Genomic DNA, 21613 nt, shown 5'->3' with positions numbered 1-21613 from the left:
CCCTGAACGGTGCGCATCGCGCATGATGGAGCCTTGACCACTCCGACTCCCGCCCCTGGCCCGTCCCGCCGTCCGGTGCTCGTCGACGTCACGCCGCTGCGGCAGAGCCCGGCCTTCGCGCGCCTCTTCGTCGGCAACACCGTCAGCGGCATCGGGACGCAGCTCACCCTCGTCGCCGTCGGGCTCGAGGTCTACGACATCACCCGCTCGACCTTCGCCGTCGCGCTGGTCGGCGTCGTCTCGCTCGTGCCGATGATCGTCGCGGGCCTCTGGGGCGGCATGCTCGCCGACGCGTTCGACCGGCGCAAGGTCGCCCTCGTCGCCGCCGTCTTCGCCTGGCTGTCGACCGCCGCCATCGCCCTGCACGCCTGGCTCGGCCTGCACGAGGTCGGGCTGCTCTACGTGCTGACCTGCGTCAACGCGGTGGCCGGGACGATGATCGCGACGTCGCGCGCCTCGATCGTGCCGCGCCTCCTGCCGGCCTCGCTGCTGCCCGCCGCCGCCGCGCTCGGCGGCATCGGCACGGGGCTGATGCTCACCGTCGGGCCGGCGCTCGCGGGGGTCCTCGTCGCGGGCATCGGCTTCGCCCCCACCTACACGGTCGACGTGGTGCTCTTCTCGTTCGCGTTCCTCGGGATCGTGACGCTGCCGCCGATCCGCCCCGAGGGGAACGCCCAGCGTCCGGGGCTGGCGTCCCTGGTCGAGGGGATGCGGTTCCTGCGGCGGGCGCCGACGGTGCGCACGACCTTCGTCGTCGACATCATCGCGATGACCTTCGGGCAGCCGCGGGTGCTCTACCCCGTGGTCGGGGCGGTGGTGATCGGAGGAGGTGCGGTGACGGTCGGCGTCCTCACCGCCTCCTACGCGGTGGGCGCCCTCCTGAGCAGCGTCTTCTCGGGGCGGCTCGGCCACGTTCGCCTGCAGGGCCGAGCGGTGGACCGCGCGATCACCGTCTACGGGATCTGCATCGCCGCGTTCGGGATCGTGCTGGCGCTCACCTCGCCGCGCGGCGACGGCGGGCTGACGGAGGGGCTGGGACAGGCCGACCTGGTCGCGCTGGGCGCTGCCGCGCTCGCCCTCGCGGGGGCCGGGGCCGCCGACAACGTCAGCTCGATCTTCCGCTCGACCATCCTGCAGACCGCGGCTCCCGACCACATGCGGGGGCGCCTCCAGGGCGTGTTCATCGTGGTCGTGACCGGCGGGCCGCGTGTCGGCGACCTGTTCGTCGGCCTGGTCGCCGCCGCGGGCGTGGCGTGGCCGCCGTTGCTCGGCGGGGCGCTGATCGTCGTGCTCATCGCCGTCGTGGCACGGCTCACGCCGTCGTTCAGGACGTACGACGCGCTCCACCCGACGCCGTAGCGACGGAGGCGGCGCGGCGGCCGTCGGCCTCACCAGCCGGGAGGCGGGAGGGGGCGACCCCAGGGATCGTGCGTGGGCGGGCCGTCCTGCCAGTGGTGCTGCTGGACAGGCTGCTGCGGCACCTGCCGCTGCGCGGGCTGCTGCGGCCAGACCTGTTCGGGCTGCGGCTGCGGCTGCTGCTGCTGCTGCCAGGCCAGCGCGGGCTGCTGCGGCCACCCGACGAAGGCCGCGGGCGGCGCCTGCAGCGCGGACCTGCTCGCGGCGAGCGCCGCCAGCAGGTCGGCCTCGTCGCGGCGTGCGCCCTCGTCGTGTCCGCGCTTGCCCTTGACGAGCCGCTGCCGGGTGAAGGCGAGGCGCGTGGCGTCCGAGACGAAGCGCCGCATGGCGGGCCCCGTCCCGTTCGCGGCCGCCCAGCGGCGTGCTCGACGGCGGCCGGCGCCCGTCGACAGCATCGCGACCTCGTCGGCGCTGAACCAGCCCACCGCGGCGTACTCGGCGAGCCGTGCGTGGGTGACGCGGCGCTCGTTGCGGCGCAGGAAGACGACCAGCAGCACCATCGCGACGAAGATCGGCACCTGCACGAGCAGGTAGTAGACGAAGAAGCCGTCGCCGACGACGACGAGCGCGCCGTTCCAGAGGGCGTGCAGGGCGGCGGCGGGCACGACGCCGAGGGCGAACCAGCCGATCGCGCCGAGCCGGCCGGTGCGTCGAGCCGCCCAGCCGAGCGCGATGCCGGTGCACGCCGTGTACATGACGTGGGCGAACGGCGACATCAGCGCCCGGACGACGAAGACGAACACCAGGCCGTCGCTGCCGAGCGTCAGATCGTCGACGACCTGCAGCGCGAAGTACTGGATGTTCTCGACGAAGGCGAACCCCGCGGCCACGGTCGCGGCGTAGACCACGCCGTCGACGGGGCCGTCGAAGTGCCGCCGGAAGATCCACAGGACCAGCAGCACGCCGAACCCCTTGGCGACCTCCTCGACGATCGGGGCCTGGACGACCGCACCGAAGACCTCTGCGCCTCCTCGCGCCCCGATGCCCACGAGGCCCTGCACCGACCCGACGACGAGGTCGACGATGAGGGCGGTGCCGACCGAGACAGCCGCGCCCCAGAGGAACGCGAACAAGAGCGCGACGCGGGGCTCCGGCTCCCAGCGGTCGACGAGCCAGATGCCCACCATGACGATGGTGAGCGGCACGAAGGCGAGCAGGCTCGCGGCGAGGATCACGCCCGGCGACAGGAAGATCAGGAAATAGACGACCAGGGCGAGGACGAAGACGCCGATCACCGTGAAGCCGACCGCGAGGGCGACACCGCTCGCGACCGGGCGACGTCGCGGCGCAGGCTGCGCGAACACCGGCTGCGCCGGCCACCAGACGGGCTCGGGCGCCCGCGCGGGCTGCCCGGCGATCTGGTGCTGCTGTCCGGAGTCGTCCCACGTCATGCCCCCGACCCTACGGGCCCGCAGGAGGCGCGGGCCGAGGAGGCGCCGGCCGCGACGACGGCCGGGCCCTGGCCGGGCGCCGGCCACGGCGCGCACGGCACGCGCTCCGGCCCCTCCCCCGCTGTACTCTCAGGGGATGTCTGCGACGCGGTCCCTCCCGGAGAACCCGTCGCCGACCCGGTACGTCGTCATGCGGGTGTGGCACGACTTCCTGAGGCACCGCACGATCGACGCCGCCGCCTCCCTGACGTTCTTCTCGACCCTGGCGATCCTGCCGACCGCGCTCGCCCTCGTGTCGGGCGTCGCGCTCTTCCAGGACGGCGAGGCGGCCGTCAACGACATCCTCGAGGTCGCCCGCTTCGTCCTGAGCGCCGACGCGATCGACACCCTGCGGCGACCGCTCGAGCAGATGCTCAGCCTCTCGAACCCGGGCGTCGCCTTCGGCATCGGCCTGTGGCTGACGCTGTGGTCGCTGTCGTCGTACACGACCGCCTTCGGCCGGGCGATGAACACGGCCTACGAGGTCGAGGAGGGGCGGCGCATCTGGAAGTTCCGCGGGCACATGATGATCGTCACCTTCGTGCTGATGGTGTCGTTCGCCGTGATCGCGGCCCTGCTGCTCGTCACTCCGACGCTCTTCGTCGGCATCGGCGAGGCCGCGGGCTTCGGCGAGCCCTGGTTCACCCTCTACAACGTGCTCAAGTGGCCCGTCATCGCCGCCCTCGCGGTGTTCGCCGTCGCGATGCTCTACTACTTCACGCCGAACGTGCGGCCGCCCCGGCTGCGGTGGGTGTCCTACGGCGCCATGTTCGCGCTCGTCATCTGGGCGGTCTGCACCCTCGGCTTCGCCCTCTACGTGTCGACCGTCTCGAACTACGACCGCTTCTACGGCTGGCTCGGCGGCGTCGTGGTGGTGCTGCTCTACTCGTACATCAGCAACTTCGTGCTCGTCATCGGCGGCGAGCTCGACAGCGAGGTGCTGCGGATGCGCCAGCTGCGCCGCGGGGTGAAGGCCGAGGAGGTCATCCCCCTGCCGATGCGCGACACGGCCCGCAACCACATCCTCGCCCGGAACGGCGCGTGGGACGTCCGGGTCGGACGCGCGCTCCGCGAGCGGGCCCTGCGTGAGAACGGGGGCGTGCTCGACGCCGACGAGCTGCGTCACCTGCACGTGCGGGGCGAGCGGCTGCACATCACCGACCGCGACCACGCCCACTCGGCCGCGCTCGAGCTCGACCTGGACGGCGACGGCAGCCGCGAGCCGGAGCGGACGCCCGAGGTCGACGCAGCGCGCTCGCCCGAGGAGTCGGACTCAGCCCGCGCCCCCGAGGTCGACGCCGCCCGCTCCCCCGAGCCTTCCACGCCGTAGCCGCCGCAGGCGTTGCACCCCGTAGTGGACCATGCACCCCCGTCGTCACGGGGTGCATCGTCCACTACGGGGTGTCCCGGCGACGAGGAGGCTCCGGCTCGGGCCACGCCCACTCCGGGAGCAGGGTGCGCAGCGGTGCCGTCCTGCCCTGACCGAGGACGATCGTTGCGTCGATGTTGGACGGGTCGATCTGCCGGATGAACTCGCGGCACCGGCCGCAGGGAGGCAGCACGGTCAGGCGCTCGTCGTCGTCCTGCCAGACGGCCACGATGCGGGCGATCGCGTACTCGCCGCTCGTGACCATGGAGGCGACCGCCGCGTGCTCGGCGCAGAAGCCCGTCCCCGAGCCGGTGTCGATGCAGACGCCCACGTGGATCGCGCCGGTGGTCGTCTCGAGCGCCGACGCGACGTCACCGAAGAGGCGACCGCCCACGCGATGCGGGTTGATGCTGGTCCTGGCGATCTCGATCAGGTCGTCGTGCTCCGTCATCCTCCGAGGATAGGCAGAGCAGCTCTCAGCCCTCAGCCCTCGTCGCGACGACGACACGAGGCCTCCCGCCCCTGGCGACCAGGTGCGACGGATGCGGGAAGATCGAGGCCATGGACTCGGACACGGTGGCGACGACGCCTCGACTGGCGCTGCGCCTCCATCGCTCCAGCGATCTGGACCGGCTCGTGGCGATCCACTCCCGGCCGGACGTCGCGAGGTACCTCCTGCAGGACCCGTGGACCCTCGAGGACGGCGAGGCACAGCTCGAGCGACGCCTGCCCCGGACCGACCTGGCCGAGCCCGTCGGGGCGCTCGCCCTCGTGGTCGAGCGGGAGGGCCTCCTCATCGGCACGGTGTCGCTGTGGCGCACGGAGCAGGAGCGGCGCACCGTCGAGATCGGCTGGACTCTCGACCCCGCGCACGGAGGCGACGGCTACGCGACCGAGGCGGTCGCGGCCGGTCTGCGGATCGCGTTCGGACAGGACGACGTCCACCGCGTCACGGCGCAGCTGGACGCCCGCAACGCGGCGTCCGAACGCCTCGCCGCCCGCGTGGGCATGCGCCAGGAGGCGCACCACCGGCAGGACTTCTGGAGCAAGGGCGAGTGGACGGACACCCTGGTCTTCGCGGTGCTGGCGGACGAACAGCGTCCGAGGCAGGCGCTCGATCGGCGGCCCGACTGACCAGCCCACGACCCGTGCGGGAAGCGGACGCGGGCAGGTGAAGGAGCGGCCGCTCCTCAGGCCGGCAGACGGAGCGCGCCGGTGTAGTCGCGACCGTCAGGGCGAGCTGACGCGAAGAGCCGGAGGTCAGCATGGTCACCTCGACAGACGGCGGCGGCCATCCTGTGGGCGCGCGCGGCGCTGGCGAGCGGTGACCGCCGGCCCTTCTCCGTGCGGACCGCCGCGAGGTCCGCTGCCAGACGGTCGTGGTGTCCCGCGGCGACCTCGAGGCTCCCGCCGGACGACAGGGTGATGCTCGCAGCGAGGCCGAGCTGGGACTGCAGCACCGCGACCGCCTCGTCGTCGCGGCTCTCTGCGGAGAGATCACCGACCAGCACACTGAGAACGCGGATGCGAGCCCACGCCGTGAGCACCGACGTCTCGTCGACGGGGTAGCGCTCGACCAGGCTGGTGATGCGATCGAGGAGCACGTCGGTCATGGGCCGATCCTCGCACGCCGCTGGCCGAGGCTCGGGAACACGGGGACGGCCCGTCGGCCCCCAGACCGCGACCGCCGACGTCGACGTCGACGCGAGGAGGTCCTGACCGGAGTGCGCTGAGAGGATGACCGCATGACGGATCACCTCGGACGACGCATCGAGCACCTCATGACGAGGTACCCGGTCGACGAGTCCTCTCGCCACACAGCCTGGGCTCGGACCACCGCGCTGAGCGAGCTCGTCCGGATCCTCCGGACGAACGAGCCGACCGACGTGGGGGTCGAGACGCTCGAGGCCCAGCTGAGACTGGCGGCGATCATCACCCGCGACTGCGACGGCGACCTCGAGGACGCGGCCGCGCACCACGATCGGCTGGCGTCCGACATCACCGCGGTGCAGCCGGACGCCGACCCCTGGTCCCCCGTGCGGAACGCCGCACGCGCCCACCGGATGGCCGCTGCGATCTGCCGTGGCGACCACTCCGACCTGCGGCTCTTCGCCTCCCCCCGGAAGGACGGGATCGACCGCACCCCGGCACTCCGGCTGCCGTCTGCCGAGGGGTGACCGCCGGCCCCCGCGCGCCGCAGCGGTCCGCCGCTCCGTCAGCACCCGCCGTGCTCGGCCGACGACGTCACGATCGCTCAGGACGGACGCTGTCGGACGTCCTGCCCGCAGCGGGGCGGTCCGGCGAGAAACGATCACCCGAGGCAGGGCTGTAGGCGTACCAGCGGCCACCACCCAGTCTCTCCGTGAAGGCTCGAGCCTCCTCGGCCTGCCGCTCTGCTCGCACGTGCAGGGCCTTCGCCGCCCTGGGGTTGGTCGGCGGCTCCGCAGACCTGAAGACCTGGCGCCCCTCGACCATCAGGTGCACCTCCACGCCGCGCCCGAGCTCGTCGGCGACCCGCCCGGCCAGGGCACCGCCGGTGACGGCGAACTCGTGCTCGTCCTCAGGCGCGTGCGACGGGACGTCCGGATCGAGGCGCGACCGGTGGAACGCGTCCCATGCTCGGAGATCGTCCTGGAGTCCCGGCGACAGGCGGGCATCGTCGAGGTCGACCGCACCGCCGGACCAGAGCACCGTGCCCACGTGATCGGGGAACATCCGCACGATCAGGCGGCCGTCTCGTGAACGCTCGGTCATCCCGAGACCGTATCGTGCCCGCCGGACGGCGCCCAGGGGTTCCCGGCCGGTACCGGGGAGGCGCGGTGCAGGCCGGACCGGAACCCCGCCTCCTGCGGACCGCTCGTCAGCCCGCGGTCTCGTCGCCCGGGTTGCGCACCCCGGTCGCGTTCGCGGCGCGCGCCACGGCGGCCGCCGGGTCGTCCACGTCGATGATCGGGATGGCGCTCGTCACGGCCTCGAGACCGGACAGGCGCGCGGGCGACAGCACCTTCTGCACCTGCTCCTCGCTCATGAGGCCCGCCGCGACGACGAGCCGCGCGATGGGCGCGTTCGTCGTGAGCGCGGTGTGCGCGATCGCGGCGGCGGCCGAGTAGCCGATGTACGGGGTCAGCGCCGTGACGCTGCCGACGTTCGTCTCGACCTGCTGCGTGAGCCGGGCGCGGTTCGCCTCGATGCCGTCGACGCAGTTGACCCGCAGGGTGCGGCACGCGTAGGTCATCCATTGGAGGCTCTGCATCACCGAGTGCGTGATGACGGGCTCGAACGCGTTGAGCTGCAGCTGCCCCGCCTCCGCCGCCATCGTCACCGTCACGTCGGCACCGGCGACGGAGAACGCGACCTGGTTCACGACCTCGGGGATCACGGGGTTCACCTTGCCCGGCATGATCGACGAGCCGGCCTGGCGCGGCGGCAGCGTGATCTCGCCGATGCCGGCCTGCGGGCCCGACGACAGCAGGCGCAGGTCGTTGCAGATCTTCGACAGCTTGATCGCGCTGCGCTTGAGCGCGCCGCTCAGCGTCATGAAGACGCCGGTGTCGCTCGTCGCCTCGATCAGGTCGGGTGCCGTGACGAGCTCCATGCCCGACAGCTCGCTGAGGTGCCGGCGCACGGCGTCCGCGTACTGCGGGTCGGCCGTGATGCCCGTGCCGATGGCCGTGGCGCCGAGGTTGATCTCGCCGAGCAGGGGGATGACGTCGCGCAGGCGCTGCACGTCCTCGCCGAGGGTGTGGGCGAAGCCGACGAACTCCTGGCCGAGCGTCATCGGCACGGCGTCCTGCAGCTGGGTGCGGCCGACCTTGAGCACGTCGTGGAACTCGGCCCCCTTGGTCGCGAAGGCCGTGGCGAGCAGGTCGAGCTCGTCGAGGAGGCGGCGGAGCGTCAGGACCATCGCGATCTTCACCGAGGTCGGGTACGTGTCGTTCGTGCTCTGGCTGCGGTTGACGTCGTCGATCGGGTGCAGGTGCGCGTAGTCGCCCTTGGCGTGGCCCATCAGCTCGAGGGCCCGGTTCGCGATCACCTCGTTGCTGTTCATGTTCGTGCTCGTGCCCGCGCCTCCCTGGATCACCCCGACGGCGAACTCGTCGTGCAGCGCTCCCCCGCGGATCTCGACGCAGGCCTGCTCGATGGCGTCGGCCTTGTGCCGTTCGAGCACGCCGATCTCGACGTTCGCGCGGGCGGCGGCCTGCTTGACGAGCGCGAGCGCGATCACGAGGTCGGGGTAGACGGAGATGGGCCGCTGGCTGATCGGGAAGTTCTCGAGCGCCCGCGCCGTGTGGATGCCCCAGTAGGCGTCGGCGGGGACCTCGCGGCTGCCGAGGGAGTCGGTCTCGGTCCGCGTGCTCGGTCCGGCGCAGCGCCGCCCGCGCGCGGCTGGCAGCTCGCCGGTCTGATCGGCGGGTCGCTCGCCGGGACGCCCGTCGAGGTCGTCGGTGCCGGCACCGTGCTGGTCGTCGGTGCGGGTGCTGTCGGTCGTCACGGTGTCGTGCCTCCGTCGTCGTCGTCGTTCGCCGCCACGACCTCGTGAGCCGTGACGGTCGGCCGCTGCCGAGCCTACCGAGCCGAGGAGGCGCGGGCCGGGCCGAGCGCACATCGTCGACAGGTGTCGACTAGCGTCGCGAACCGTGGGAAGCTTCTCGACGCCGCCCGAGTTGCAGCCTCTGCACCGATGCGTCGCCGCCTTCTCGACGAGCACAGCGGCGACAGAGCATCACCGCAGCGCCACATCCTCGCCGCGCAGGACCGCAGCGCCGCGTGCCGCCCCACCCGACCGCCGCCCCCGGGCCGCCAGCCGAGAAGACGCATGACCACCACGACGCACGACGACGCCCGCCCCGACGCCCCCGAGGGCGACCCTGCTCCCGGAGGCGCCTCGTCGCTCACCCCGGCCGAGCGGCGGCGCCTGACCCGGGCACCCGACCCGCGCGTCGTCACCGCGGTGCTGGCCTTCTCGGGCCTCGTCGCGGCCCTGATGCAGATGCTCGTGATCCCGATCGTGCCGTCGTTCCCCGAGCTGCTCGACGCCGACCCCGCCGACACGACCTGGATCATCACCGCGACCCTGCTCGCCGGCGCCGTCGTCACCCCGATCGCCGGACGCCTCGGCGACCTCATGGGCAAGCGCCGGATCGTGCTCGCCCTGGTCGTCGTGATGATCGTCGGGTCGATCGTCGCCGCCTCCACGTCCGAGCTCGTTCCGCTGATCATCGGTCGTGCGCTGCAGGGCACCGCGCTCGGCATCATCCCGCTCGCGATCAGCATCCTCCGCGACACGTTGCCCGCCGAGCGCCTCGGCGGAGCCGTCGCCCTCGTCAGCGCCACCCTCGGCTTCGGCGGCGCGGTCGGCCTGCCGCTCAGCGCCTGGATCTCGGTCACCTTCGACTGGCACGTGCTCTTCTGGACCGCCGCCCTGCTCGGCGTCGTCGTCTTCGCCCTCGTGGCCTGGCTCGTGCCCGCCAGCACGCTCCGCACCGAGGGCCGCTTCGACCTGCCCGGAGCGATCGGCCTCGCGATCGGGCTCACGGGCGTGCTGCTCGCGGTCTCGAAGGGCAACGACTGGGGCTGGCTCAGCGGCTCGACCCTCGCCTCCGGCCTGACCGGCCTGGCCGTGCTCGTGCTGTGGGGCTTCTACCAGCTGCGGGTCAGCAGTCCGCTCGTCGACCTGCGGGTCGCCGTCCGCCCTGCCGTGCTGCTGACGAACCTCGCGTCGGTCGCGCTCGGCTTCGCGCTCTTCGGCAGCAACGTGTCGCTGCCGCAGCTGCTCGAGCTGCCGGCCGAGACCGGCGTGGGCCTCGGCCAGAGCATCATGGTCGCGTCGCTCTGCCTCGCGCCCTCGGGCGTCGTGATGATGCTGATGGCTCCGGTCGCCGCACGGGCCACCGCCCGCTTCGGCGCGCGCATCTGCCTCGTCGTCGGCGGGTCGATCATCGTCGTCAGCTACGCGGTCGCCGCGGTCGCGTTCGACCAGGTCTGGCAGATCGTGCTCGTGTCGGTGCTGATCGGCTTCGGGATCGGGCTCGCCTACGCGGCCATGCCGACGCTGATCATGCACGCCGTGCCCGCCACCGAGACGGCCGCGGCCAACGGCCTGAACACCCTGATGCGCTCGCTCGGCACGACCAGCGCGTCGGCCGTGGTCGGGCTGCTGCTCACCGCCAACTCGATGCCGTTCGCCGGTGGATCGGTGCCGACCGAGGCCGGCTTCCGACTGACGTTCGTGCTCGGCGGGGCCGTGGCGCTGCTCAGCGTGCTGCTCGCCGTGGCGATCCCGCGACGTGAGCCCGTGTACGCGGACGCGGCACTGCCCACCGGGCCGGTCCGCACGCGCTGACCGGCCGCCGATCGTCAGCGGTGCAGCGCCGGGACGATCAGGTAGATGCCGTAGAGGACGCCGAGGCCGCAGAGCACGAAGCACGCGTAGCCGGCGACCGTGCGGACGACGCTCCGGTCGTCGACCGTGAGGAGGCGGAGGCCCAGCGAGTAGACCGTCACCAAGGCGGCGGCGGAGAACAGCGACACCAGGGCGACGGTGACGAAGGCGGACCAGTCGATGTTCATCGGGTCGTCCCGTCGTCGGTGCGGTCGGTGCGGTCAGCTCGGTCGCCGCGGTCGGCGGTCGTCGTCGCGACGGGCGGGTCGTCCAGCCGGACGAACGGCGCCTCCACTCCCCCGGCGGGCGTGTCGACGCGGCCCTTCTTCTCGGCGCGGCGGGCACGGCGGCGGGACAGGACGCTCGTCGCCGCCACGTCGACCTCCATGGCCGCCGACTGGTCGTGCGGGCGGCGACGCGACAGCAGGAAGATCCCCGCGATGACCGCGACCCCGACGACGGCGTCGACGACGAGCCCGACGATGCCCGCCGAGGCGATGAACGCCGCGACGGCGCCGACCGCAGCGCTCGCGGGCAGGGTGATGAACCAGGCGGCGACGATCTTGCCGGCGGTGCTCCACTGGATCTTGGCGCCGCGACGTCCGAGCCCCGCGCCGATGATCGAGCCGCTCGCGACCTGCGTCGTCGAGAGCGCGAAGCCGAGGTGGCTGGACGCCAGCACGGTGGCCGTGGTCGACGCCTCGGCGGAGAAGCCCTGGGTCGGCTTGACCTCGGTGAGGCCGCCTCCCATGGTCTGGATGATCCGCCAGCCGCCCGTGTACGTGCCGAGCGCGATCGCGAACGCGCAGACCACGACGACCCAGAGGGGCGGGCCCGAGCCTGCTCCGAGGGCGCCCGACGCGATCAGCGTCAGGGTGATGACGCCCATCGTCTTCTGGGCGTCGTTCGTGCCGTGGGCGAGCGCGACCAACGACGACGTGAAGATCTGGCCGTAGCGGAAGCCGCCCCGCTCGCTCTTGTCGTCGCGGCGACGCGTGATCCGGTAGGCGAGCCGGGTGGCCGTGTAGCCGACGAGCCCGGCGATGAGCGGAGCCAGCAGCGCGGGCAGCACGACCTTCGAGAGCACGACCGAGAAGTCGACCGAGCTGAGGCCGGCGCCGACGACGGCGGCGCCGATCAGGCCGCCGAAGAGAGCGTGCGACGAGCTCGACGGCAGGCCGCGCAGCCAGGTGAACATGTTCCAGACGACGGCGCCGATCAGCCCGGCGAAGATCATCTCGGGCGAGATCTGCACCCCGCCGTCGCCCTCGCGGATGATGCCGCCCGAGACGGTCTTGGCCACCTCGGTGCTGAGGAAGGCGCCGACGAGGTTGAGCACGGCGGCCACCGTCACCGCGACCTTGGGCTTCATCGCCCCCGTCGCGATCGGGGTCGCCATGGCGTTGGCCGTGTCGTGGAACCCGTTGGTGAAGTCGAAGAAGAGGGCCAGGACGATGACCAGGACGACGATGAGCGTGAGATCCACCGGGCAACACTCGCACCCCGGTGAACAGCGGTCAACTCGGAGGTGCACGGCCCGCGACGAGGAGGTGGACGGCAGGTGTCCGAGGACGACGCGCGCGGAGTCCGGCACACCCGCTCCGCGCTCTCAGCACGCGGCTCCGACCGGCTCCGTCCGGCTCCGCTCAGACGTGCGGCACGAACTCCTGCCAGGCCCGGCGCCGGTCGCCCCGCGGGTCTTCCTCGACCCGGTCGACGTCGTCGATGACCAGCGTGCGGCGGCGCTCGGGCTCGTAGGTCGGCCAGTCGGCGACCGCCCCGGTGAGGACGAACTCGACCCAGCGTGCGCGCATGCGGGAGGCCGTGCGGAGGAACGCGCGACGACCGCCCAGCAGGCTCATCGCCCAGCCGAACGGCGTGCGCATCCGGTCGTAGAGCGCCCAGAGCTCGAGCCCGTGGAACGCGTCGACCCCGGCGACGCGGAGGATGCGCGGCGCGGCGTCGAAGCGGTAGAAGCGCACCGGCTGGTGGCGCGCGTGGCGCTCGGCGACCTTCACCGACGGGAACCAGAACGCGTAGTCCCCGCCGAAGTCGAGCGCTGCCGGGCGGTCGGGCAGCCCGGGGTAGAGCTTCTTGATCGCCTTGCGGGACGGCTTGGCGGTGGCGGCGAAGATCGCGCGGATGCGCGGCTTGGTCGTCGCGAGGATGTCCCGCCGCCCCGTGAAGACCGAGCCCTCGCGGTCGTTCGTCCCGATGATCAGAGGCACGGGGTGGGCCCGGCCGGCCTTGAAGGCGTCGAGGGGCCGTTCCGGCAGTACGTCGCCGTCGATCACCGGGCAGAAGCAGATCGTGCCCGGCTCCTCGTCCGGGGTGCGGAGCTGCAGCTCGGCCGCCGCCCGCACGATCGAGGCGACCGGCGCCTCCTCGAGCATCTGCGCCGCGTCGTCGAGCGACGTCGACTCGAGGTCGTCGTCGCCGACCTGGTGGCTCAGCAGCTCGAGGAACTCGGCCGCCCAGCGCCGGGTCACCTCGGGCAGGTAGACCGCGTTCGTCGGCGAGCTCTGCGCGATGGCCCGGGCGAAGAGGCCGCGTGCCGACGGCACCGTCATGAGCGTCGTCACCGCGTTGCCGCCCGAGCTCTCGCCCGAGAGGGTGACCGCGCCGGGGTCTCCCCCGAACGCCGCGACGTTGGCGCGGACCCACTCGAGCGCCGCGACCTGGTCGCGCAGTCCCAGGTTCGACTCGACCGGGCGCTCGGGAGTCGACCAGTGCGAGAGGTCGAGCCAGCCGAGCGCGCCCAGCCGGTAGTTGATGCTGACGTAGACGAGCCCGGAGTCGCGCACCAGCGTCTCGCCCTGTCTCGGGTACTCGCGCGACGAGCCGACGCTGTACGCGCCTCCGTGGACGTAGACGAGCACCGGGAGGCGGTCGCCCGGCCGGGAGGCGCGGGGTGCGACGACGTTGACGGTGAGGCAGTCCTCGTCGAGCGGGGTGCGGCGGTCGACGCCGACGAACTGCCCTCGGTCCTGCGGGGCGGCCGGGCCGAACTCGGCGGCGTCGCGGACGCCCGACCAGGGAGCGGCCGGGGCCGGGGCCCGGAAGCGGCGAGCGCCGGTGGGAGCCGCCGCGTACGGGATGCCGCGCCAGGCGAGCACGCCCCGCTCGCGCACCCCGCGGACGAGGCCGCCGGCGGTCTCGCGCAGCAGGGGGTTGTCGTCAGCGGTGCGGGTCACGACCCGACTCTACGAGCAGGAGGCGGAGGCGGCAGACACCGGCGGCGCACCGGTCGCAGGCCCGTCGCGCACCGGTCGTCCGCCCGACGACCGTCGTTCATCCGGAGTTCTCCGAGGTGCCGCCTGAGAGACTGGTGAACGACTTCACACACTGCACTTCTGCACCGACGGAACGGGGACTCACGCCGCATGGAACTCGCCGAAGTGCTGATCATCCTCTCGGGCTCCCTCCTCGTCACCGGCTTCGCGCGCTGGAAGGGCCTGCCGGCCCCGCTGCTCACGGTCGCCGTGGCGCTCGCCGTGTCGTTCCTGCCCGGGGTGCCCGACATCCAGATCGACAGCGAGGTCATCCTCACGGTCGTGCTGCCGCCGCTGCTCTACTCGGCGTCCCTCGACGTGTCGCTGCTGAACTTCCGTGAGAGCCGCGTGCAGATCCAGCGGCTCGGCATCGGCGCGGTCGTCGTCACCGCGTTCGTGGTGGGCGGGGTCGCCTACGTGCTGATCCCCGACATGACGTGGCCGGCCGCCGTGCTCGTCGGAGCCGTCGTCGCCCCGCCCGACGCGGTCTCGGCCGCCGCGATCGGTCGCAAGCTCGGCCTGCCCCGCAAGGTGATGACCGTGCTCTCGGGCGAGAGCCTGATCAACGACGCGGCGTCGCTGACGCTGGTGAAGGTGTTCCTCGCGATCGTGGGGGGCGCCTCATTGACGCTCTGGGAGGACCTCGGCATCTTCGGCCTCGCCATCGGCGTGGGCGTCGCCGTCGGCCTCGTGCTCGGCTTCGTCGCGCACCGCGTGCGGATGCGCATCGACGACCCCGTCATCGAGAACGTGATCGGGCTGCTGCTGCCGTTCATCGCGTACATCACGGCCGAGGAGCTGAGCGGCTCGGGCGTGCTCGCCGTGGTCGCGGCCGGCCTCTTCGTGGGCTTCAACTCGCCCCGCACCGGCTACGCGACCCGCCTGCAGGAGCGCCCGTTCTGGGCCGCCGCCGACGTGCTGCTCGAGGGCTTCGTCTTCGCCCTGATCGGGCTGCAGCTGCGCACGGTCGTCCAGGAGGTGGCCGCGAGCGACCGAGGACTCGGCCAGAGCGTCGGGGTCGCCTTCGTCGTCCTCGCGGTGGTGGTGCTCGTCCGGCCCGCGTTCGTCTTCGCGAGCTACTACGCGGCCCGCGTGCTGCGCTACCTGCTCTTGTCGCGCCTCCTGCGGGGCATGCGCCGGGTGCCGGCGCTGCGACGCGTGCGCTACCACCCGCAGCCGCGGCTGGACTGGCGGCAGCTGAGCGTCATCTCGTGGACGGGCATGCGCGGGGTGGTGACGCTCGCCGCCGTCGTGTCGATCCCCGCCGTGACCGAGAGCGGGGTGCCCGTGCCCGCGCGCGACACCATGTTCCTCATCGCGTTCGTGGTGACCGTGGGGACGCTGCTGCTGCAGGGGCTGACGCTGCCTGCCGTGATCCGCCGGCTCGGCGTCCAGGACACGAGCCAGCGCGACCGCGACCTCGCCGCCCAGCTCGCGCTCTTCGCGACGAGCACCGCCGAGACGCTCGAGCACGTCGAGGCGCGGCGGGCGGCGTGGACGGCGCAGTACGGCCCCGAGCTGACCGAGCGGGCGATCCAGGCGGCCACGGCCAGGCTCGTGCGACAGAACGACGCCCTCCAGCGCGGCGCCGTCGAGGACGCCTCCGACCGCACCGTCACGGGCGCCGAGCGCGACCGCCGACGCGAGGTGCCGCGGGCGATCAGCAAGATCCGGCGCGAGCTGCTCGACAAGCGGCGCGAGGTGGTTCTGCGCGAGCGCGACGCGGGCGCCCTCGACGAGGAGGTCATGCGCCACGTGCTGCTCGGCATCGACGCGGAGGAGCTCGCCATGGACACCAACGCGATGTCGAGCACACGGTCGTGAGGGCCGGGCGTATCGTGACGGCGAGCGAGAAGGAGGACGCGTGACGTCGACGAAGCCCGATCCGGGGCGCTTCCGCCGCTGGTACTCGACACTGCACCCGTCGCTGCAGCTGATCGGGCTGCAGCTCTGGCTGCCGCTGTTCTTCATCGTCGGCTTCTGCCTGTGCTACATCGCCGCGTTCCACGCCCCGCACCCCCACGACGTGCCGATCGCGGTCGTCGGGTCGTCGTCGGAGCTGCAGCAGGCGCTCGACGAGGCGGACCCCGGCGTCTTCGTCGTCCGCGGCGAGACCACCGTCGAGGAGGCGCGCGAGGCCGTCCGCACCGGTCACGCTGCCGTCGCCTGGGACCCGGCCGGCTCGACCATCTACAAGGCGAGCGCGCACCAGTACCAGGTGTCGGCGCTGATCCCCGCGATGCTCACGCCGGTGCTCGAGGCCGGAGGAGCGACGCCCGTCGTCCAGGACCTCGCGCCCTTGCCCGCCTACGACGAGTACGGCACGGTGTCGCTCTACCTCATGCTCGCCTGGTGCATCGGCGGCTACATGGTCGCGATGTTCATCGGCCTGATGGGCGCGCCGCTGCGGCACCGCACCCGGGTGTCGGTGATCGTCGTCGGCGCGCTGCTGATCTCGCTCATCACGAACACCCTTGCCGGGCCGGTGATCGGCGCGGTGCAGGGGCACTACGGCGAGCTGGTGCTGCTCGGCTGGGCCTGGATCACGGCCATCGGCCTGACCGTGAACGGCATCAGCTACTTCGCAGGGCGCTTCGTCGCCCTGCCCGCGATGATCGTCTTCGTCTTCCTGTCGATGCCCGCCTCGGGCGGCGCCTACCCCTCGTGGTTCATGCCGCAGCCCTTCGCCTGGCTGAACACCGTCGTCGTCGGCAGCGGCATCACCGAGATGCTCAAGCGCGTGCTCTACGACGTCGGCCCCGGCTACGGCCGCGGCCTGACGATGCTCGTCAGCTACGCCGTCGCCGGTGTCGTCCTGATGATCGTCGGCAAGGCGTGGTGGGAGCGGCGGCGCATCCGCCGCATCGTCACGGGCCGGACGACCATGTTCGCCGACGCACAGGCCGCGAACCGCGACTTCCTCATCAGCGAGCGCGACGACGTGCTCGCGCGGCACGGGCTCGTCGCGACCGACACGGGCAGCATCGACACGGTGCCCGAGGACGAGCGGAGGCGGTACGAGGCGGGCGCGGACGACGGCTCGGACGTCGACGGCGACGTGCACGGCGACATGTTCCTCGGGGCTCCGGGCGGGCTCGAGGACACGGGGCTCGACACGCGGCCGGTGCGCGTGGTGCCGCGGCGGGACGACGCCGACGGCCGCTAGGTCCCTGCAGACGACGACGGGCCCGTGTGCAGTGCACACGGGCCCGTGTCGCGGTCGGCCGTCGATCGCCTGGTCAGCGGCTCCCGGCAGCGACCGCGGCCGCTCCGCGCCTGGCGAGCAGGGCCTGTTCGGCGGCCCGGTCCGAGTGCGCGAAGCGGACGGCGACGACCGCGAAGCGCGTGAGCACCGCGGCGGTGCCGATCAGGGAGAGTGCGAGTCCCGTGCTCCCCAGCACGGCGCCCACGACGATCGCGGCAACGGCGACGGCCCACCCGAGGGCCACCACCCATCGCGGTGTCGTCAGGGACAACTCGGCCCACCGTCGCGTGCCACCCGTCGTGCGTGTCGCACGGATGGTGACCGCCTGGTGTCCGCTCATGTCGCACTCTCTCCTGATCGTGTTGATCTGTCACCCGAATGACTCGTCTCCATCGACTGTAGGGATCGCGCCCGGAGCGTGCGTCCCCCTCTTGCGGGGGCACCCGAGAGGGGGCAGAACGCGCCGGAGTCCTCCGTTCTGCGGACCGGACGGGGCCTCAGGAGGTGGGCAGCGGCCGGTCGGAGACCACCGTCGCGAGGTCGTCGCCGAAGGTGAACTCGTGGGCCACGTGTCCCCCGACGAGCACGCCGGGCAGCCACTGCCGGGCGTCGTCCCACATCTCGTCGAGGGGCAGGTCGGCCACGTCGTGCCAGGCGGGCACGAGCTCGTCGCTCTCGGCCGGCTCGCCCTGCCAGCGGGTCGTCACGAACACGGACGACCGCTGGCTCCACGACTCGCGGTGGGGGAAGAGGTAGAGCAGCTCGCCCCGGGGGTCGAGGTCGGCAGGGTCGACCGTCACGCCCGCCTCCTCGGCGACCTCGCGGACCGCCGCCTCGACGGCCGTCTCGCCCGGCTCGAGCTTGCCGCCGAGGCCCACGTGGTAGCCGACGCCGAGGCCGGTCTTCTTGCGGCCGAGCAGCACCTGGGCGACCCCGTCGCGCTCGCGCAGCAGGTACGTGACGCAGACGCGGTAGGGCATGCCGCCCAGGGTAGCGACCGGCGGCCCGGCGCCGAGCAGGACCGCGGCACCGGGACGCGGGAGCCGCGCGACGGGCACCGAGGAGGCGTCCAGGGACGCCCCGCGTAGGGTCGTCGTCATGCCCGAGACGCCCGACGCACCCCGCGGCGGCGTGCCGGAGTTCCGCGGCGCCGGCCGGAGCCTCGAGGTGCTGCGGGCCGAGGCGCACGACGAGCTGGCCGCCCTGATCGAGCTGCGCTGCCGCGGAGGCGAGGACCCGTGGGACGTCGTGCCGTCGCTGCCGACCGTCGACGAGCAGGTCGTGATCGGCATCCGCGCCGACGCCCGGGGCGTCGAGGGCGTGCCCGTCGCGGGCGGTCTCGGGGCCGAGGACGAGCTGCGGTTCCTCCGCGGGGTCGCGCTGTGGCACCCGGAGCTGTCGCGCGCCGTCTGGTCGTTGATGGGGCGCATCGACGCGGCGTCGCGCTGAGGGGCTGACCGCGTCTGGGGCGGCGACCTCGCGACGTCTCGTTCTCGGCGTCGCGCTGTCGGGGGTCGCGGCTAGCGTGGCCGCATGATCTGGAGCGACGTCCTCACCGTGACGCTCGGCGCGTTCCTCGGCGCCGGGGCGGCCTTCGCCTCGAACCTGCTCGTGCGGCTGCTCGAGTCGCGTCGGGCCGAGGCCTCGGCCCTCAACGAGCTCGTGACCGAGATCCACTTCCGGCGGGTGCTCCGGCGCATCTCCGCCACGCGCAGCCCCGACGCCGCGACCCGCGACCCCGGCTGGCAGCACGCACGGCGGTCGATCGGCGCGCTGCGGGGCGTGATCCGCGCGGCACGTCGGCGCACGCGTCCGCGCTCGACCGCGTTGCCCGTGCTCAACGAGATGACGCTGGCGTGCAACACGTTCCTCGACGACAGCGAGGACGCTCCCGACCTGTACCGCCTGCACCTCATGCAGCTGCACGCGCGGCTCAACGAGAGCGTCCGACGCCTCCGCGACCCGCGCCGGGCCATCGCCGACCTCGAGCCGGGCGAGGCGCACCTCGCCCCGACCGTCGCGGGGCTGCGGGCCCCGACGACCCTGCTGGCGGACGACGGACTGCGGCCGGGAGGCGCGGGTACCGTCGCCCGCATGACCAGCGACGCGCACGCCGACCAGCCAGCCCCTGCCGACCTGCCCGACCCCGCCGACCTGCCCGACCCCGCAGGCGTGCCCGACGACGACCTGGACGGCCTCGCCACGCTGCCGGGCGTGCGCACCGCCGGCGGCGCCGAGAAGGCCGGCACCCCGGAGGAGGCGGCCGAGATCCGTCGACAGGAGGCGGCCCCCGGCCCCGCCGAGAGCCACGTCGCGTCCGACGAGTACCCCGACGTCCCCGAGCAGGACGGCCTCACGGGGTCCGACCGCGGGGTCTGAGGCGCGAGCCGGAGCACGACGCGGCAGCCTGGCTAGGCTGGCGGGATGGCCTCCCTCACCCCTCCCCGCGCCCCGCAGAAGCCCGTCGTCCGCAGCCACCACGGCCACGACGTCGTCGACGCCTACGAGTGGCTGCGCGACAAGGAGGACCCCGAGGTGATCGCCCACCTCGAGGCCGAGAACGCGTACACGGCCGAGCAGACCGACCACCTGGCCGCCCTGCGCGAGACGATCTTCGAGGAGATCAAGGGCCGCGTGCAGGAGACCGACCTCGGCGTTCCCGTGCGCGAGGGCTCGTGGTGGTACTACTCGCGCACGGCGGAGGGGAAGCAGTACGGCATCCACTGCCGCGCCCCGATCTCCGGGCCGGACGACTGGACTCCCCCGGCGATCGCCGCCGACCGCGCCGCCGAGGGCGAGCAGGTGCTGCTCGACGGCAACGTCGAGGCCGAGGGGCACGACTTCTTCTCGCTCGGCAGCTTCGACGTCTCGGCCGACGGCACCCGCCTGGCCTGGGCCGTCGACACGACGGGCGACGAGCGCTACCTGCTGCGGGTCCGCGACCTCGAGACCGGCCGCGACCTCGACGACCGCGTCGAGGACACCGCTCCCGGCGCCGTGTTCGACGCGACCGGCGAGTGGATCTTCTACCCCACCGTCGACGAGGCGTGGCGGCCCGACACCATCTGGCGGCACCGTGTCGGCACGACGGGCGACGACGTCGTCGTGATGACCGAGCCCGACGAGCGCTTCTGGATCGGCGTCGGCCTCACCCGCAGCCGCCAGTACCTGCTGATCGAGATGGGCTCGAAGATCACCAGCGAGACCTGGCTGCTGGACGCGACCCACCCGACCGGCGAGTTCCGGGTCGTCTGGCCCCGCCGGGAGGGCGTCGAGTACGAGGTGGAGCACGCCGTGATCGCGGGCAGCGACCGCCTCCTGGTCGTCCACAACGACGGTGCCGAGAACTTCGAGCTGGTCGACGTGCCGGCCGACGACCCGACCTCGACGACCGACCGCCAGGTCGTCGTGCCGCACAGCGCCTCCGTCCGACTCGAGTCGGTCGACGCCTTCGCCGGGCACCTCGTCGTCGAGTACCGCCGCGAGGCGCTGCCGCGCTTCTCGGTCGTCCCCCTGGGCCCCGACGGCATCGGCGAGCCGGTCGAGGTCGAGTTCGACGAGCCGCTGTTCTCGGCAGGGGCGTCGGGCGGCCCCGAGTTCGCCCAGCCGACCGTGCGGTTCGTCCACACGTCGTTCACGACGCCCTCGACCGTCGTCGACCTCGACGTGCGCAACGGCGAGCGCCGTGTGCTCAAGCGCCAGGTCGTGCTCGGCGACTACGACTCCGCCGACTACCAGCAGGCCCGCGAGTGGGCGACGGCTGCCGACGGCACCCGCATCCCGATCTCGCTCGTCTGGCGGCGCGACGCCGTCCGCGTCGGCGAGCCGGCTCCCCTGCACCTCTACGGCTACGGCTCGTACGAGCACAGCATCGACCCGGGCTTCAGCGTCGCCCGCCTCTCGATGCTCGACCGCGGCGTGGTCTTCGCGGTCGCGCACGTGCGCGGCGGCGGCGAGATGGGCCGCGCCTGGTACGAGCAGGGCAAGACCCTGTCGAAGAAGAACACCTTCACCGACTTCGTCGACGTCGCCGACCACCTGATCGCTGAGGGACGCACCAGCCCCGAGCTCCTCGTGGCCGAGGGCGGCAGCGCGGGCGGCCTGCTGATGGGCGCCGTCGCGAACATCGCACCGGAGCGGTTCGCCGGGATCGTCGCGGCCGTGCCGTTCGTCGACGCCCTGACGAGCATCCTCGACCCGTCGCTGCCCCTCACCGTGATCGAGTGGGACGAGTGGGGCGACCCCCTGCACGACCCCGAGGTCTACGAGTACATGGCGAGCTACTCGCCGTACGAGAACGTGCGTGAGGGGGCGACGTACCCGCGCATCCTCGCGGTGACGTCGCTCAACGACACCCGCGTGCTCTACGTCGAGCCCGCGAAGTGGGCGGCGCGGCTGCGCGACGTCGGCGCTCCCGTGCTGCTCAAGACCGAGATGTCGGCCGGCCACGGCGGCGTCAGCGGACGCTACGAGTCGTGGCGCGAGCGGGCCTTCGAGCTCGCGTGGCTGCTCGACGTGCTCGGCCGCGCCTAGGCCGAC

The 21613-nt window shown here is 72.9% G+C and carries 20 protein-coding genes; 10 read left to right on the top strand and 10 right to left on the bottom strand.

The window, feature by feature from the left end:
• Positions 1–33: 33 nt before the first annotated feature.
• Positions 34–1359, top strand: coding sequence for an MFS transporter (locus EDF20_RS11070; protein ID WP_133738662.1), 1326 nt, complete (start codon positions 34–36; stop codon positions 1357–1359).
• A 29-nt stretch (positions 1360–1388) separates the two neighbouring features.
• Here EDF20_RS11070 and EDF20_RS11065 read toward each other — a convergent pair whose 3' ends face one another.
• Entirely contained in the window at positions 1389–2807 is a 1419-nt protein-coding gene (locus EDF20_RS11065; RefSeq protein WP_133738661.1) for a PrsW family intramembrane metalloprotease, read from the bottom strand.
• A gap of 136 nt (positions 2808–2943) precedes the next feature.
• Here EDF20_RS11065 and EDF20_RS11060 point away from each other — a divergent pair, with 136 nt between their 5' ends.
• Positions 2944–4176: a YihY/virulence factor BrkB family protein gene (locus EDF20_RS11060; RefSeq protein ID WP_166644803.1), complete on the top strand. Its 1233-nt coding sequence runs from the start codon at positions 2944–2946 to the stop codon at positions 4174–4176.
• A 64-nt stretch (positions 4177–4240) separates the two neighbouring features.
• On the opposite strand, the gene EDF20_RS11055 is transcribed toward EDF20_RS11060, so the two are convergent.
• Positions 4241–4666, bottom strand: a complete 426-nt coding sequence (locus EDF20_RS11055; protein ID WP_133738659.1) for a cytidine deaminase — start codon at positions 4664–4666, stop codon at positions 4241–4243.
• A 110-nt stretch (positions 4667–4776) separates the two neighbouring features.
• On the opposite strand from EDF20_RS11055, the gene EDF20_RS11050 reads away from it, so the two are divergent.
• The gene (locus tag EDF20_RS11050) at positions 4777–5349 is read left to right on the top strand and encodes a GNAT family N-acetyltransferase (RefSeq protein ID WP_133738658.1); all 573 of its coding nucleotides are present in this window, start codon (positions 4777–4779) and stop codon (positions 5347–5349) included.
• 56 nt (positions 5350–5405) lie between these two features.
• On the opposite strand, the gene EDF20_RS11045 is transcribed toward EDF20_RS11050, so the two are convergent.
• Positions 5406–5828 carry a hypothetical protein gene (locus EDF20_RS11045; protein ID WP_133738657.1) on the bottom strand — a complete coding sequence of 141 codons (423 nt, stop codon included), beginning with the start codon at positions 5826–5828 and terminating at the stop codon, positions 5406–5408.
• Between the two features lie 132 nt (positions 5829–5960).
• Between EDF20_RS11045 and EDF20_RS11040 the strand changes: the two genes are divergently transcribed.
• The gene (locus tag EDF20_RS11040; RefSeq protein WP_133738656.1) at positions 5961–6392 is read left to right on the top strand and encodes a hypothetical protein; all 432 of its coding nucleotides are present in this window, start codon (positions 5961–5963) and stop codon (positions 6390–6392) included.
• Between the two features lie 67 nt (positions 6393–6459).
• On the opposite strand, the gene EDF20_RS11035 is transcribed toward EDF20_RS11040, so the two are convergent.
• Positions 6460–6969, bottom strand: a complete 510-nt coding sequence (locus EDF20_RS11035) for a hypothetical protein (protein ID WP_133738655.1) — start codon at positions 6967–6969, stop codon at positions 6460–6462.
• A gap of 106 nt (positions 6970–7075) precedes the next feature.
• Positions 7076–8608 carry an aspartate ammonia-lyase gene (locus tag EDF20_RS11030; RefSeq protein ID WP_243833466.1) on the bottom strand — a complete coding sequence of 511 codons (1533 nt, stop codon included), beginning with the start codon at positions 8606–8608 and terminating at the stop codon, positions 7076–7078.
• Between the two features lie 423 nt (positions 8609–9031).
• Between EDF20_RS11030 and EDF20_RS11025 the strand changes: the two genes are divergently transcribed.
• Positions 9032–10558, top strand: a complete 1527-nt coding sequence (locus EDF20_RS11025; protein WP_133738653.1) for an MFS transporter — start codon at positions 9032–9034, stop codon at positions 10556–10558.
• 14 nt (positions 10559–10572) lie between these two features.
• Here the strand turns inward: EDF20_RS11025 and EDF20_RS11020 are convergent, their stop codons facing one another.
• From EDF20_RS11020 to EDF20_RS11010, 3 genes are all read right to left on the bottom strand, one after another.
• Positions 10573–10785: a hypothetical protein gene (locus EDF20_RS11020; RefSeq protein WP_123548667.1), complete on the bottom strand. Its 213-nt coding sequence runs from the start codon at positions 10783–10785 to the stop codon at positions 10573–10575.
• Positions 10782–12083, bottom strand: a complete 1302-nt coding sequence (locus EDF20_RS11015) for an inorganic phosphate transporter (RefSeq protein ID WP_123548666.1) — start codon at positions 12081–12083, stop codon at positions 10782–10784. Before EDF20_RS11015 ends, EDF20_RS11020 begins: the two co-directional genes overlap by 4 nt.
• Before the next feature lie 160 nt (positions 12084–12243).
• On the bottom strand, positions 12244–13791 hold the full coding sequence (locus EDF20_RS11010) for a carboxylesterase/lipase family protein (RefSeq protein ID WP_133738652.1): 1548 nt from the start codon (positions 13789–13791) through the stop codon (positions 12244–12246).
• 189 nt (positions 13792–13980) lie between these two features.
• Here EDF20_RS11010 and EDF20_RS11005 point away from each other — a divergent pair, with 189 nt between their 5' ends.
• Together EDF20_RS11005 and EDF20_RS11000 are read left to right on the top strand one after the other, a co-directional pair.
• A complete protein-coding gene (locus tag EDF20_RS11005; RefSeq protein ID WP_133738651.1) occupies positions 13981–15693 on the top strand; it encodes a cation:proton antiporter in 1713 nt (570 codons plus the stop codon).
• A gap of 40 nt (positions 15694–15733) precedes the next feature.
• The gene (locus EDF20_RS11000; protein WP_133738650.1) at positions 15734–17035 is read left to right on the top strand and encodes an ABC transporter permease; all 1302 of its coding nucleotides are present in this window, start codon (positions 15734–15736) and stop codon (positions 17033–17035) included.
• Positions 17036–17108: 73 nt separating this feature from the next.
• Here EDF20_RS11000 and EDF20_RS10995 read toward each other — a convergent pair whose 3' ends face one another.
• Both EDF20_RS10995 and EDF20_RS10990 read right to left on the bottom strand, forming a co-directional pair.
• Complete coding sequence (locus EDF20_RS10995; RefSeq protein WP_133738649.1) at positions 17109–17414, bottom strand: hypothetical protein; 306 nt, start codon at positions 17412–17414, stop codon at positions 17109–17111.
• A gap of 157 nt (positions 17415–17571) precedes the next feature.
• Positions 17572–18174 (bottom strand): 8-oxo-dGTP diphosphatase, encoded by a 603-nt coding sequence (locus tag EDF20_RS10990; protein ID WP_133738648.1) that lies wholly within the window; start codon positions 18172–18174, stop codon positions 17572–17574.
• Between EDF20_RS10990 and EDF20_RS10985 the strand changes: the two genes are divergently transcribed.
• The 3 genes from EDF20_RS10985 (at position 18173) to EDF20_RS10975 (ending at position 21607) form a co-directional block, all read left to right on the top strand.
• The gene (locus EDF20_RS10985) at positions 18173–18523 is read left to right on the top strand and encodes a hypothetical protein (RefSeq protein WP_123548660.1); all 351 of its coding nucleotides are present in this window, start codon (positions 18173–18175) and stop codon (positions 18521–18523) included. The genes EDF20_RS10990 and EDF20_RS10985 overlap by 2 nt on opposite strands.
• Positions 18524–18607: 84 nt before the next feature.
• Positions 18608–19453: a hypothetical protein gene (locus tag EDF20_RS10980; RefSeq protein WP_123548659.1), complete on the top strand. Its 846-nt coding sequence runs from the start codon at positions 18608–18610 to the stop codon at positions 19451–19453.
• Between the two features lie 45 nt (positions 19454–19498).
• The gene (locus EDF20_RS10975) at positions 19499–21607 is read left to right on the top strand and encodes a S9 family peptidase (RefSeq protein WP_133738647.1); all 2109 of its coding nucleotides are present in this window, start codon (positions 19499–19501) and stop codon (positions 21605–21607) included.
• Positions 21608–21613 lie beyond the last annotated feature (6 nt).

Origin of the sequence: Frigoribacterium sp. PhB116 (assembly GCF_004364285.1) — a bacterium.
Lineage (GTDB): Bacteria > Actinomycetota > Actinomycetes > Actinomycetales > Microbacteriaceae > Frigoribacterium.
This window is presented reverse-complemented; position numbering and strand designations above follow the sequence as displayed.

Bases quoted from the DNA above. Each gene is read 5' to 3' on its own strand.
- EDF20_RS11025 (WP_133738653.1), top strand. From the start codon at position 9,032: ATGACCACCACGACGCACGACGACGCCCGCCCCGACGCCCCCGAGGGC.
- EDF20_RS10985 (WP_123548660.1), top strand. From the start codon at position 18,173: ATGCCCGAGACGCCCGACGCACCCCGCGGCGGCGTGCCGGAGTTCCGC.
- EDF20_RS11020 (WP_123548667.1), bottom strand. From the start codon at position 10,785: ATGAACATCGACTGGTCCGCCTTCGTCACCGTCGCCCTGGTGTCGCTG.
- EDF20_RS10980 (WP_123548659.1), top strand. From the start codon at position 18,608: ATGATCTGGAGCGACGTCCTCACCGTGACGCTCGGCGCGTTCCTCGGC.
- EDF20_RS11065 (WP_133738661.1), bottom strand. From the start codon at position 2,807: ATGACGTGGGACGACTCCGGACAGCAGCACCAGATCGCCGGGCAGCCC.
- EDF20_RS11035 (WP_133738655.1), bottom strand. From the start codon at position 6,969: ATGACCGAGCGTTCACGAGACGGCCGCCTGATCGTGCGGATGTTCCCC.
- EDF20_RS11055 (WP_133738659.1), bottom strand. From the start codon at position 4,666: ATGACGGAGCACGACGACCTGATCGAGATCGCCAGGACCAGCATCAAC.
- EDF20_RS11005 (WP_133738651.1), top strand. From the start codon at position 13,981: ATGGAACTCGCCGAAGTGCTGATCATCCTCTCGGGCTCCCTCCTCGTC.
- EDF20_RS11040 (WP_133738656.1), top strand. From the start codon at position 5,961: ATGACGGATCACCTCGGACGACGCATCGAGCACCTCATGACGAGGTAC.
- EDF20_RS11050 (WP_133738658.1), top strand. From the start codon at position 4,777: ATGGACTCGGACACGGTGGCGACGACGCCTCGACTGGCGCTGCGCCTC.
- EDF20_RS10975 (WP_133738647.1), top strand. From the start codon at position 19,499: ATGGCCTCCCTCACCCCTCCCCGCGCCCCGCAGAAGCCCGTCGTCCGC.
- EDF20_RS10995 (WP_133738649.1), bottom strand. From the start codon at position 17,414: ATGAGCGGACACCAGGCGGTCACCATCCGTGCGACACGCACGACGGGT.
- EDF20_RS11060 (WP_166644803.1), top strand. From the start codon at position 2,944: ATGTCTGCGACGCGGTCCCTCCCGGAGAACCCGTCGCCGACCCGGTAC.
- EDF20_RS11045 (WP_133738657.1), bottom strand. From the start codon at position 5,828: ATGACCGACGTGCTCCTCGATCGCATCACCAGCCTGGTCGAGCGCTAC.
- EDF20_RS10990 (WP_133738648.1), bottom strand. From the start codon at position 18,174: ATGACGACGACCCTACGCGGGGCGTCCCTGGACGCCTCCTCGGTGCCC.